This is a genomic window from Streptomyces eurocidicus (assembly GCF_002891295.1).
Lineage (GTDB): Bacteria > Actinomycetota > Actinomycetes > Streptomycetales > Streptomycetaceae > Streptomyces > Streptomyces eurocidicus.
The window spans coordinates 430,396-442,766 of the sequence record NZ_LGUI01000003.1; the positions used below are offsets into that span (position 1 = coordinate 430,396).

Annotated in this window: 8 protein-coding genes and 1 pseudogene; 5 read left to right on the plus strand and 4 right to left on the minus strand. The window is 73.7% G+C overall.

The window, feature by feature from the left end:
• Positions 1-148 precede the first annotated feature (148 nt).
• Positions 149-3,364, plus strand: a complete 3,216-nt coding sequence (locus AF335_RS11735; RefSeq protein WP_102918271.1) for a cytochrome P450 — start codon at positions 149-151, stop codon at positions 3,362-3,364.
• A 125-nt stretch (positions 3,365-3,489) separates the two neighbouring features.
• On the opposite strand, the gene AF335_RS11740 is transcribed toward AF335_RS11735, so the two are convergent.
• Complete coding sequence (locus tag AF335_RS11740; protein ID WP_102918272.1) at positions 3,490-3,807, minus strand: hypothetical protein; 318 nt, start codon at positions 3,805-3,807, stop codon at positions 3,490-3,492.
• A 144-nt stretch (positions 3,808-3,951) separates the two neighbouring features.
• Between AF335_RS11740 and AF335_RS11745 the strand changes: the two genes are divergently transcribed.
• The gene (locus AF335_RS11745) at positions 3,952-4,836 is read left to right on the plus strand and encodes a sigma-70 family RNA polymerase sigma factor (RefSeq protein WP_102918273.1); all 885 of its coding nucleotides are present in this window, start codon (positions 3,952-3,954) and stop codon (positions 4,834-4,836) included.
• Between the two features lie 157 nt (positions 4,837-4,993).
• Here the strand turns inward: AF335_RS11745 and AF335_RS11750 are convergent, their stop codons facing one another.
• Positions 4,994-6,499, minus strand: coding sequence for an MFS transporter (locus tag AF335_RS11750; RefSeq protein ID WP_102918274.1), 1,506 nt, complete (start codon positions 6,497-6,499; stop codon positions 4,994-4,996).
• Between the two features lie 222 nt (positions 6,500-6,721).
• Between AF335_RS11750 and AF335_RS11755 the strand changes: the two genes are divergently transcribed.
• A complete protein-coding gene (locus tag AF335_RS11755; RefSeq protein ID WP_170127671.1) occupies positions 6,722-8,458 on the plus strand; it encodes a GAF domain-containing sensor histidine kinase in 1,737 nt (578 codons plus the stop codon).
• A gap of 117 nt (positions 8,459-8,575) precedes the next feature.
• Here AF335_RS11755 and AF335_RS11760 read toward each other — a convergent pair whose 3' ends face one another.
• Positions 8,576-9,316: a response regulator transcription factor gene (locus AF335_RS11760; RefSeq protein WP_102918275.1), complete on the minus strand. Its 741-nt coding sequence runs from the start codon at positions 9,314-9,316 to the stop codon at positions 8,576-8,578.
• A 307-nt stretch (positions 9,317-9,623) separates the two neighbouring features.
• Here AF335_RS11760 and AF335_RS11765 point away from each other — a divergent pair, with 307 nt between their 5' ends.
• A complete protein-coding gene (locus AF335_RS11765) occupies positions 9,624-10,889 on the plus strand; it encodes a globin domain-containing protein (protein WP_244926994.1) in 1,266 nt (421 codons plus the stop codon).
• Between the two features lie 205 nt (positions 10,890-11,094).
• Complete coding sequence (locus AF335_RS11770) at positions 11,095-11,301, plus strand: DUF5988 family protein (protein WP_102918276.1); 207 nt, start codon at positions 11,095-11,097, stop codon at positions 11,299-11,301.
• A 140-nt stretch (positions 11,302-11,441) separates the two neighbouring features.
• Here AF335_RS11770 and AF335_RS11775 read toward each other — a convergent pair.
• A pseudogene (locus tag AF335_RS11775) lies at positions 11,442-12,343 on the minus strand (LysR family transcriptional regulator).
• Positions 12,344-12,371 lie beyond the last annotated feature (28 nt).

A 12,371-nucleotide genomic window follows, 5' to 3' on the forward strand; every position in this document is an offset into this window, starting at 1 on the left:
CCCGCCCCTACCGCACACCCACCCCCCACACCCCAAGAGACACACCCACCCCCCTACAAGATTTCGTAGTCTCCGCAGCGGATCGGCCCGCCCCCGGCGGAATCGTGAAGGCAGTAGCCGGCCGACGACTCCCCAGAGGAGACCGCGCATGCACCTCCACGAGACACCCCTCGTCGACGCCTCCGAGACGGGGCTCACCAGCACCCCGATCCAGCAGGCCATGGCCCTCGCCCGGGAACACGGCCCGATCTTCCGGCGGCGGTTCCACGAGCGCGAGTCCGTCCTCGTCTCCTCCTACGCGCTCGTCGACGAGCTCTCCGACGAGACCCGCTTCACCAAGGCCGTGGGCCCCGCGCTGGAGCACGTACGGGACATCACCGCCGACGGGCTGTTCACCGCCTACAACGACGAGCCCAACTGGGCCAAGGCGCACGACATCCTGCTCCCCGCCTTCGCCCTGGGGTCCATGCGCACGTACCACCCGACGATGCTGCGCGTGTGCCGGCGGCTCGTCGCGTCCTGGGACGCGGCGCTCGCGCGGGGCACGTCCGTGGACGTGTCCGCCGACATGACCCGGATGACGCTCGACACCATAGGACTGGCCGGTTTCGGCTACGACTTCGAGTCCTTCCGCCGGCCCGAACCCCACCCCTTCGTACAGGCGCTCGTACGGGCTCTCGCCCACAGCCAGGCCGCTCTGAGCCGGACCCCCGGCGGTGATTACGCGGCGGAGGACCGGGCCTTCGCGGCCGACGCCGCCTTCCTCGCCGAGGTGGTCGACGAGGTCATCGGCGCGCGCAAGGCCGCCGCCGGGGAGGAGGCCGGTGCCTCCCCCGACGACCTGCTCGGGCTGATGCTCGACGCCCCGCACCCCGCCGACGGCAGGCCCCTGGACGAGGCCAACATCCGCAACCAGGTCATCACCTTCCTCATCGCGGGCCACGAGACCACCTCGGGCACCCTCTCCTTCGCCCTCCACCACCTCCTGAAGAACCCGGCCGCCCTGCGCCTCGCGCAGGCCGAGGTGGACGCGCTCTGGGGCGACGAGCCCGACCCCGATCCGTCCTTCGAGGACATCGGCGGACTGCGGTACGTACGCCAGGTCCTCAACGAGACCCTGCGGCTGTGGCCCACCGCGGCCGCCTTCGAACGCGCGGCCCGCCACGACACCGTCATCGGCGGGAACTTCCCCGTCCGGGCGGGGCAACGGCTGACCGTGCTCACGCCGATGCTGCACCGCGACCTGGTGTGGGGCGACAACGTGGAGGAGTTCGACCCCGACCGCTTCGCCCCGGACGCCGAGGCCGCCCGTCCGGCGAACGCGTACAAGCCCTTCGGCACGGGCGAGCGGGCCTGCATAGGCCGTCAGTTCGCGCTGCACGAGGCCACCATGCTGCTGGCGTTGCTGATCCACCGGTACCGCTTCCTCGGCCGGCCGGGCCATACGCTCACCGTCAAGGAGACGCTCACCCTCAAGCCCGAGGGCTTCACCCTGACGCTCGCGGCCCGCACCGGCGAGGACCGGGCGCGGGTACGGGGCGCCGCCCGGGGCGGTTCCCCGGCAGGGGCCCCCGCCGGGGAACCGCCCGGCACGGAACTGCCTGCCAGGGCCATCCCGGGCTCCGCGCTGACCGTTCTCCACGGCTCCGACTTCGGCACCTGCCGGGGTTATGCCGAGGACCTCGCCGGGTTCTGCGGCTCCCTCGGGTTCCGGACCACCGTCGCACCGCTCGACGCGTACGCCGGAGGGCCGCCCGCCGACGTACCGGTCGTCATCGTGGCCGCCTCCTACAACGGGCGTCCCACGGACGACGCGGCCGCCTTCTTCTCCTGGCTGGCGGACGCGGAGGCGGGTGCGGCCGACGGCCTGCGGTACTGCGTCCTCGGCGTGGGCGACCGCAACTGGGCCGCCACCTACCAGCACGTACCCACCGAGATCGACCGCCGACTCGCCGAACTGGGCGGCACCCGGCTGCTGGACCGCGCCGAGGCCGACGCGTCGGGCGACCTCGCCGGGGCGGTCGCCCGCTTCACGGCGGGGCTGCGGCGTACGCTCCTGGAGGCGTACGGCGACCCGGAGTCCGCCGGTGTTCCCGACTCCGCTTCCGCCGCTCCCGAGTACTCCTACGACGTCACCGAGGTGACCGGCGCCCCCGGTACCGCCCTGGCCGCCCGGCACGGCGTGCTGCCGATGACCGTGGCCGAGGCCCGTGACCTCGTGGACCCGAGCCATCCCCTCGGCCGTCCCAAGAGGTTCGTCCGCCTCGCCCTCCCCACCGGCGTCACCTACCGCACCGCCGACCACCTTGCCGTACTGCCCGTCAACGACCCCGCGCTCGTCGAGCGCGCGGCCAAGGCGTTCGGCGTCGATCCGGACGCGCTCCTGGACGTCCGCGCGCACCGGCCCGGCCGTGCCACGCTCCCCCTGGACCGTCCCGTCACGGCCCATGAGCTGCTGAGCCGCCATCTGGAACTTCAGGCCCCGGTAGGGCCGGAGCAGGTGGCCCGGCTCGCCGGGCTCAACCCGTGCCCGCCGGAGCGGGCGGCGTTGCACGCCCTCGCCGCCGACACCGCCGCCGATCCCGTATGCCTGATCGAACTGGTGGAACGGAACCCCGCCCTCCAGGGCCTGTTGGGCTGGCCGCTGCTCCTCGACCTGCTACCGCCGATACGCCCCCGCCACTACTCCGTCTCCTCCTCCCCCACCGCGGACCCCCGCCACGCCGATCTGATGGTCTCCCTGCTCAGCGGCCCTTCCCGGGCCGGCACCGGCACCTTCACGGGCGTCGGATCGGCGTACCTGCACCGCGTACGGCCCGGTGACGAGGTGTACGCCCGGGTGCTGCCGTGCCGCGAGGCGTTCCGCGTGGAGCACGACGCGCGGACCCCGCTGATCATGATCGGCGCCGGTACGGGCCTGGCCCCCTTCCGCGCCACCATCGCCGACCGCCACGCGCTCGTACGCCGGGGCACCCTCCTCGCACCGGCCCTGTGCTACTTCGGCTGCGACCACCCGGACGTCGACTACCTGCACCGCACGGAACTGGAGGAGGCGGACCGGTCCGGGGCCGTGTCCATGCGCCCGGCCTTCTCCAAGTCCCCCGAGCTCGGCGGTCCGTTCGTCCAGGACCGCGTCACCACCGAGGGCGCGGAGGTGTGGCGCCTGCTGGAAGCCGGGGCGAGGGTCTATGTCTGCGGCGACGGGAGGCGGATGGCGCCGGGGGTACGAGGGGCTTTCCGGGGGATATATGAGCGGTTCGCGGGTGGTGGGAGTGGCGGGAGTGGCGGGGACGAGGCGGGGCGGTGGCTGGACGGGCTTGTGGGGGACGGGCGTTATGTCGAGGACGTTTACGCCGGGGGGTGAGGGGTGTGCCGGCGGGGTGGTCCAGAGCGCCGGCCGGGCCGGAGTGCCGACCGAGCTGGAGCGCCGACCAGGCCGGAGTGCCGACCTGCCGACGCTCGATGACCGCGAGCCCCGCGGGACTCGCCCTACGACCACCCGCGATCGAGCGCGTCCAGATGCGCGTCCAGCGCCATCAGATCCGGCCCGTCGAACACCGCCTGGGTCCGTGCCCACTCCGTGTTGTCCGCCTTGTACGCCGCGACGACCTCGCCCACCGTCGTTCCCGTCATCGCCGCGACCAGCTCGGCCACGTCGTTCGTGAGCCCGTACGCGCGGGCGAGGACGCCATAGACCTCGATGTCGGCGGTGCCGTCGGCACGGCCTCCCGAGGGCGTGCGCTGTTCTATCCAGCGGGTGAAACCGCTGCGGAACGGGCCGGGGTACCCGCCGACGTGGTTTTCCACGGCACCCCCTCCTCGGCCGTCCGCAGGCGAGCGTACCGCCGGTGACCTGGGGAGTTGGCGTCATGGCCGGTCCGGGGCCCCGGTACCTTCAGCGGGGTTCGCGGATGCACCGCTATGACCCCGGGCGACGAAGGAACGTGACACGTGGACACACACGAACGGCTGGCGGAACGGTTCGAGGAGCACCGGTCCCATCTGCGGGCGGTGGCCTACCGCATGCTCGGCTCGCTCAGTGAGGCGGAGGACGCCGTACAGGACGCCTGGCTGCGCGCCTCCCGCGCCGGTACGGAGGGCGTGGAGAACCTCGGCGGGTGGCTGACCACCATCGTGGGGCGCGTGTGCCTGAACATGCTGCGCGCGCGGGAGACCCGGCGTGAGGATCCGCTGGAGACGCGGTTCGCCGACCCGACCGTGGGCGAGGAGTCCGGGGACGACCCCGAGCGGGAGGCCCTGACGGCCGACTCGGTCGGTGTCGCGCTGCTGGTCGTGCTCGACACGCTGACCCCGGCCGAGCGCCTCTCCTTCGTCCTGCACGACATGTTCGCCGTGCCCTTCGACGAGATCGCCCCGATGATCGAGCGGACCCCGGCCGCGACGCGGCAGCTCGCGAGCCGCGCCCGCCGCCGGGTCAAGGGCGGCACCCCCGCGCCCGCCCCCGATCCCGACCGCCGGCGCGAGGTCGTCGCGGCCTTCCTGGCCGCCACGCGTGGCGGGAACTTCGACGCGCTCGTCACCCTGCTCCACCCGGACGTCGTGCTCCACGCCGACAAGTCCGCCATCCCCACCCCCGAGCCCGTCTTCGTCCGGGGCGCGCAGCCGGTTGCCAAGGGCGCCATGGCCGCCATGGGCCGGGCCCGGTTCACCGGCCTCGCGATGGTCGACGGGGCCGTCGGACTCACGATGGCGCCGTTCGGGCGGCTGGCGGTCGTTCTCGGCTTCACGGTCGTGGACGGCCTGATCACGGAGATCGATGTGATCGCGGACGCGGAGCGGCTGGAGCGGTTGTCCGTGGGGGTGGTGGAGGGCTGAGGGCGGGGCGGATGGTGGGTGAGTGGGTGAGTGGGGGTCGGCCCTGCGGGGCTTTTTCCCCTACCCGCCCCTTCCGGATGTCCTCAATCGCCGGGCGGGCTGAAATCAGCCCGTCCGGCGTTTGAGGACCCGGGGCCCGGGGCGGCCGGTCCCGCGCTCATACGAGGCTCGGTTCGTCCTTCCCCGCCCGTTCCGCCGCCTTCGCCGGCTTCCCGTCCCGCATCAGGACCAGTGCGAGTACGGCCGCCGCCAGCACCCCGCACGCCCCCACCGCGAACGTGGTGGACGACGCCGTCGTGAACGCCTCGTGCGCCGTGGCCACCAGGGTCCGGTCGCCCGTGGCGGCGGCCGTCGTGAGCGCGTCGGCGATCGAGTGGCCGCTCCGGCCGGGGGCCGAGCCGGGCATGGCGTCGGTGTAGGTGCCGGAGAGGACCGCGCCCAGGACGGCCACGCCGAGCGCGGCGCCCGCCTGCTGGACCGTGTCGTTGAGCGCCGAGCCGACCCCGGCGTGCTCGGCCGGGACGGCGCCCATCAGCGCCGCGGTGGCGGCGGGCATCGTCAGGCCGCCGCCCGCTCCCATGAGGAGCATCGCCGTCACCAGGACGCCGAGGCCGTCGCCCGCCGAGAGGGTCGCCAGGACGCCGAACCCGGCCGCGATGACGGCGAGGCCGACGGCCGACATGACACGGTTGCCGATCTTCTGGCCCAGCGTGGCGCCGAGGCCGTTGAACAGCAGCGTGGCGACGGCCAGCGGGGCGAAGGCCAGGCCCGCCTCGGTCGGGGTGTAGCCGAGGACGAACTGGAGGTACTGCGTCAGCACCAGCATCAGCCCGCCGTTGGCGAAGGTCAGGAGCACGAGGGAGAAGCTCGCGCCACTGAAGACGCGGTCGCGGAAGAGCGCGAGGGGGACCATCGGGGACGGGGCGCGGAGCTCCCACCACACGAAGCCGGTGAGGCCGAGCACCGCGACGGCGAGCGCGGTCAGCGTGCCGGGGGCGGTCAGGCCGTCCTTCGGCAGCACCGTGATCGTCCAGACCAGGGCGGCCATACCGGCCATGGACAGCACCATGCCGGGCAGATCGGCCTTCCGCCGCGGGCCCTTGGACTCCGGCATCAGGGTGACCGCCGCGGCGATCGCCAGCACCACGACCGGAACGTTGATCAGGAACACCGAGCCCCACCAGAAGTGCGCGAGCAGCACACCGCCGAGCACCGGGCCGCCGACCAGGCCGACCATGGCCACCGCGCTCCAGGCGGCGATCGCCTTACGGCGCTCCTCCTCGTCGAAGACCGTGATGAGGATCGACAGCGTGCTGGGCATCACCAGCGCGCCGCCCACCCCCATCAGGACGCGGCCCGCGATCAGTTGCTCCGGGCTCCCCGCGAACGTCGCCAGCAGTGAGGCCGCCCCGAAGACCGCCAGGCCGATGACCATCACCCGCCGCCGGCCGAACCGGTCGGACAGGCTCCCCGACGTGAGCAGCAGGCCGGCGAAGACCAGCATGTACGAGTCGATGATCCACTGGATGTCCTGGGCGTCGGCCCCCAGGTCCGCAGCGATCGGCGGGATCGACACGGTGAGCACCATGTTGTCGATGACCAGCACCAGCGTGCTGAGGCAGAGCACGATCAGGATGAGCCAGCGTCGCGGATGACGTTCCATCGTGGCCACCGTGGACCCCCTTCGGGCGAGATGTCGGAGAGCGCGCGCACCACCACCCCCGTTTCCGGGGTGCGGCGTGCGCCGCTGAGAACACCGTACGTTGCTGCGCACACTGTGCGCAAGAACGTACGGCGTGCGCGCAAGGGCTTCCGGACCGCCTCCCGGCCACCCCCCGGTGTCGTACGCTGCTGTGGAGTTACGGGGTCGGGGCCGGGGAGAGGCATGTCCACAACCGCAGATCACACACAGTCGGCGCAGCGGCCTCACCTTCGCGAACCGGACCGGATACGCGGCCTCCTCGACGCCGTGATGAGCCTCGGCCGCGGTCTCGAACTGCCGCAGGTGCTCCGGGGGATCGTCGAGGCGGCCGTCACGCTCACCGACGCGGAGTACGGCGCGCTCGGCGTCGTAGGCGACCGGCAGAAGCTCTCGGAGTTCCTGACCGTCGGCATGTCCGAGGAGCTGGAGGCGCGGATAGGCCGGACGCCCTGCGGGCGGGGCATCCTCGGGGAACTCATCACCAACCCCGTGCCGTTGCGCCTCACCGACCTCTCCCGGCATCCGCACAGCTACGGTTTCCCGGCGAACCACCCGCCGATGCGGACCTTCCTGGGGGTGCCGGTCCGCGTCCGGGACGAGGTCTTCGGCAACCTCTACCTCACCGAGAAGCGCGGCGGCGCCGCCTTCGACGAGGACGACGAGGCCGTCCTCACCACCCTGTCCATCGCGGCGGGCGTCGCCATCGACAACGCCCGGATGTACCACGAGAGCCGCCGCCGCGAGCGCTGGCTGGAGGCGCTGGGCGAGATCACCCGCAGCCTGCTCTCCGGCACCGACGCAGGCGAGGTCCTGCACCTGATCGCCGAACGGGCCATGGAGGTCGCGAGCGCCGACCACGCCGCCGTACTGCTGCCCGCCGAACCGGCCGCCGGCAATGGGCCGGGGCTGCTGACGGTCGAGGTCGCCCACGGCCACGGCGCGAGCCGCATCGACGGCCTCGCGGTACCGGCCGACGGCTCGCTGGCCGGCCTCGCCGCCCGCACCGGCAAGCCCGTGGCCAGCGCCGACGCCCGCGAGGACCCCCGGGCCCACCCCATGGAGGCCGGCGAGGAGCACGGCGAGGACCTCTGCGGGCCCACCGTCTCCGTACCGCTCCAGAGAGACGCCGGAGCCTCGGGCGCCCTACGGCTCAGCCGGCTCGCCGGCCGGCCCGCGTTCGACGACACCGAGGTCAAGCTGATCTCCGGCTTCGCCGACCAGGCCGCGATCGCCCTCGAACTCGCCCGGCGGCGCGCCGAGTCGGAGGACCTCGCCGTCCTCCACGACCGCGACCGCATCGCCCGTGACCTGCACGACCTCGCCATCCAGCGGCTCTTCGCCACCGGGATGACGCTGCAGAGCGCGACCCGGCTCATCGACCGCCCCGAGGCCGCCGAGCGCGTCGGCCGGGCCGTGGGCGACCTGGACACCACCATCCAGATCATCCGGTCGACCATCTTCGGGCTGCGCGCCACGGGCGACGGCACCAGCGGGCCCAGCCTGCGCCGCAGCATGGCCGAGACCGCGCAGGCGGCCGGGCGGACGCTCGGCTTCCCGCCCTCGCTGCGGATCGAGGGGCCGGTGGACACCAACGTTCCCGGCGAACTGGCCGAGCAGGTACTCGCGGTGACCGCGGAGGCCCTCAGCAACGTCGCACGGCACGCGCGGGCGCGGCGGGTGGAGGTCGTCCTGTCGGTGGGGGACGAGGTGACCTTGTCGGTGACGGATGACGGGGTGGGGCTGGGGGCCGCGGGGTCCGGTGCGGGTTCGGGGGCGGCGCGGCGTTCCGGGGGGTTGGCGAATATGCGGTCTCGGGCGGAGTTGCATGGTGGGGGGTGTGTGGTGTCGTCGGTTGGTGCGGGTGATGGTGTCGGTGGGGGTGGGACTCGGGTGGTTTGGAGGGCGCCGTTGCCGGAGTGACGGGCCGGGGGTGGCCGGTGCGGGGCGAGGGTGCCGCTGCGCGGGGCTTTCCCCACCCCGCCCCTTCCCGAACCGGGGCTCCGCCCGGGCCCCTTTTCCGCGCTCCGCGCGGTGTCCTCAAACGCCGGACGGGCTGGAATTCCCCCTCTCCCCCCTCACCCGCCCCGCGATCACCGCCGCCTGTACCCGCCGTCCCACCCCCAGCTTCGCCAGTAGCGACGAGATGCGGTTCTTCACCGTCTTCTCGGCCAGGAACAGCCGGTCGGCGATCTCCCGGTTGGTCAGGCCCTCGCCGATGAGCTCCAGGATCTGGCGTTCCCGGGGTGAGAGCCGGTCCAGTTCCGACGCGCCGGAGTCCGTTGCCGCCGTCGCCGCCGGGGGCTCCTGGGGGGCGCGCAGCCGGGCCATCACGCGCGACGCCGTACGCGGGTCGAGCATCGACCTGCCGGTGGCGACCGTGCGGACGGCCGTCACCAGCTCCGAGCCGTTGATCTGCTTGAGCACATAGCCCGCCGCGCCCGCCATGATCGCGTCGAAGAGCGCCTCGTCGTCGTCGAACGACGTCAGCATCAGACAGGCCAGATCCGGTATGCGGGCGCGGAGTTCGCGGCAGACCTCCACGCCCTCGTGGTCGCCGCCGCCGTTCTCGGGGCGCTCCCCGAGCCGTACGTCGAGGATCGCCACGTCCGGGCGGACGGCCGGTACCCGGGCGAGGGCCTCACGGCCGGTGGCGGCCTCGCCCACGACTTCGATGTCCGGTTCCGCTTCGAGGAGGTCGCGCACCCCTCGCCGTACCACTTCGTGATCGTCGAGGATGAAGACGCGCAACGGTGAGGCAGCCGAGGTGTTTTGATCCATACAAGCAGTATGTCCGGGCCCGGCGGAGCGGGAGGAGAGGGGCCACCCCGACAAGGGGTGGTGCTCCGGCCGGGCCACGGACACCCGCACAGCCCACACCCTCCGCGCGGTCGCCGATAGGGCCGAACGGCCCCTCGCCGACAGGGCCGGTCGGGCCCACGGAATAGGGCCGTCCGGGCCCGGGGGCACGGTGCCAGAATGACGCGTCCCGTCCGCCGGGCGGGCGGCCGGGCACTCCTGCGCCCGCCACCGCCCGGCGGGTTTCCCCGGCGCGACACGCGCGCCTGCCCGAGGAGCCGTTGCCCCCGTGACCACCGTCGACGCCAAGTACCACGCGCTGCTGGCCCGGCACGACGCGATGCGCCTGCGCCGGCAGCTCCTGTCCCCCGACCGCCGCCCGGACGCCGGCGGCGCGCCGCGCTCCGCACCGGGCGGGCACCGCTCCTACGACGGCGCCGCCGACCAGGAGATGATCCTGCGTCACCTCCATCTGGTGACGCCCTTCGACGTGCTGATCGACCACCTCTACGAGGCGATGTTCACGCACCGCCCCTACCTGCGGTCGCTGTTCCCCTCCTCGATGGAGTTCCAGCGCAAGCACCTGGAAGCGATCTTCCGCTACCTGATCGAGCACCTGCACCGGCCCGACGAGGTGGCCAGGGAGTTCACCCGGCTCGGCCGCGACCACCGCAAGCTGGGCGTACGGCCGGTGCACTACGAGACGTTCGAGTCCGCGCTGTGCGAGGCGCTGCACCGTACGGCGGGGCCCGCGTGGCACACGGAACTGGAGGGGGCCTGGGTGCGCATGCTGCGCTTCGCCGTGGGCGCCATGGTCGAGGGCGCGGAGGCCGCGCTGGCCGAGCCCCCGGACTGGCCGGCCACCGTCACGGCGCACGAACTGCGCCGCCCGGACCTCGCCGTCCTGCGCGTACGCACCCATGAGCCGTACTCCTACCGGGCCGGGCAGTACGCGTCCGTCGCCTCCCCCTTACTGCCCCAGGCCTGGCGGCAGTACTCGCTGGCCACGGCGCCCCGGCCGGACGGCGAGCTGGAGTTCCACGTCCGCCAGACCTGTACGGGCGGGGTGAGCGAGGCCCTGGTGGCGGGCACCGGCGTCGGTGACACACTGCGCGTCGGGCCGCCCGCCGGGACGATGACGCTCGGCGACGGGACCGCCGCGCCCGACCGCGATCTGCTGCTGGTCGCGAGCGGCATCGGCTGGGCGGCGGCGAAGTCGCTGCTGGAGGAGCTGGCCGGCCGCCGGATGGGCGGGCGGAGCGTGCACCTCTTCCTCGGGGCCGACGACCTGTCCGGGCTCTACGACGCCGGGCCCGTGGCCGAGCTGGAGCGCCGCCGCCCCTGGCTGCACGTGGTCCCGGTGCCGGGTACGGGCCCGGCGGCGGACCCGTACCGTCCGCTGGCCGACGCGGTGGCGCGGCGTGGCGACTGGTCGGAGCACGTCGCGTACGTCAGCGGGCCGCCCGCGATGGTCGGCCCGACCGTCGCCCGGCTGGCCGGTACGCACCTGCCCGCCGAGCGCGTCCGGCACGATCCCCTGCCGGACACCCCCTGACCTGGGCCCGCCGCCGCACGTCCCCTCACGGCGGGTGCGGCGGGCCCAGCCCCGACGAGCCGGCCTTCCGGCACGGCCCGGACGGCCGCGCGGAGACCCCCGCCTCCCGCCCCGCCGGGCCGTCACCGGACGGCCGGCTCCCCCGCGCTCGCACCGTTCGGCGCGTCGCGGGGCCCCGGCTCCGGCTCCCCGGGACACTGGCGGCATGAGCAAAGCGCCCAGAGCATTTCTCGAAGGCGGGCCGGACGGGCTGCCCTCGCGGATCGTGGACATCACTCCGCCGGGGATCGAGCTGAAGATCCCGTTCCGGGGTGGGTACGAGCATTTCAAGGCGACGTCCCGGCAGGGGGAGACCCCGGAGGGGGTGTTGCCGGTGTACGAGTGGTGGGAGCGGACGGAGATCGCGGAGTAGTTCCCGATACCGGGGCTCCGCCCCGGACCCCGGTCCTCAATCGCCGGACGGGCTGATCTTCAGCCCGTCCGGCGATTGAGGACATTCGGGAAGGGGCGGGGTGGGGAACAGGCCCGCCGCAGGCGCACCCGCCGCCCCCCTCACACCCCCACCGGCACCTCCCCCAGCTCCACCCCCCTCAGCTCGCGGATCAGCTCCCGCACCACCCCACCCGCACCAGCTCCCGCGTCGTCACATACCCCACCCCCCGCGTAGGCCGCCCCTCCCCCAGGTCCGTGATCGTCACGGACCTCGGCGCCGACATGAGGGCGAGCGCGGGCATGATGGCCATGCCCATGCCCTGGGCGACCATCGACAGGACGACGCTGTCGTCCTCCGCGTCGACGGTGACCGGCGGGATCCAGTCCTGCTCCGCCCACCACGCGCGGGTGTACGAGCCGCAGTTCTCCATCCAGTCGATCAATGGCAGGGTGCGTGGCGCCGGGTGGCCCACGGGGTGGACCAGGAAGTACGGCTCCGTGACGACCGTCGCCGACAGCAGACCGCCCGGCAGCGGCTCCGAGCCGCCCAGGGTGGCGATGCCGACGTCGGCGCGGCCGTCGGTGACCTCGCCCGCGGTGCCGCGCCCCAGTTCGCGGACGATCCGTACCTCCGGGGTGATCCCCGGGTGGCGCGCCGTGAGGCGGGCCAGGGCGGCGGGCAGCAGATGGGCGGCGGCGCTGCGGAAGGCGGCGATCCGGAGCGGGCCGGCGAGGGGCTCGGCGGTCCGGACCGCGCCCCGGACCTCCGCCGGCATCGTCTCCAGCAGGCGCAGGACACGGCGGGCGTGGCCGGCGGCCCGGGCCCCGGCGGGGGTGGGGCGGGCACCGTGGCGGCCGCGGTCGAACAGCACCGCGCCCAGCTTTCGTTCACCGCTCCGTACCGCGTGCGAGACCGCCGACTGGGTCAGTCCCAGCCGGGCCGCCGCGGCCGTGAAGCCGCCCTCCTCCTCGACGGCGACGAGGACGCGCAGCTCGGGGACCGTGAGATCGGGTTCGCTCATCCACCGAACCTACGTCCATGAACGCGAT

Excerpts from the sequence above, each read along its gene's own strand:
- AF335_RS11735 (WP_102918271.1), top strand. The coding sequence starts at position 149 with ATGCACCTCCACGAGACACCCCTCGTCGACGCCTCCGAGACGGGGCTC.
- AF335_RS11750 (WP_102918274.1), bottom strand. The coding sequence starts at position 6,499 with ATGGAACGTCATCCGCGACGCTGGCTCATCCTGATCGTGCTCTGCCTC.
- AF335_RS11755 (WP_170127671.1), top strand. The coding sequence starts at position 6,722 with ATGTCCACAACCGCAGATCACACACAGTCGGCGCAGCGGCCTCACCTT.
- AF335_RS11760 (WP_102918275.1), bottom strand. The coding sequence starts at position 9,316 with ATGGATCAAAACACCTCGGCTGCCTCACCGTTGCGCGTCTTCATCCTC.
- AF335_RS11770 (WP_102918276.1), top strand. The coding sequence starts at position 11,095 with ATGAGCAAAGCGCCCAGAGCATTTCTCGAAGGCGGGCCGGACGGGCTG.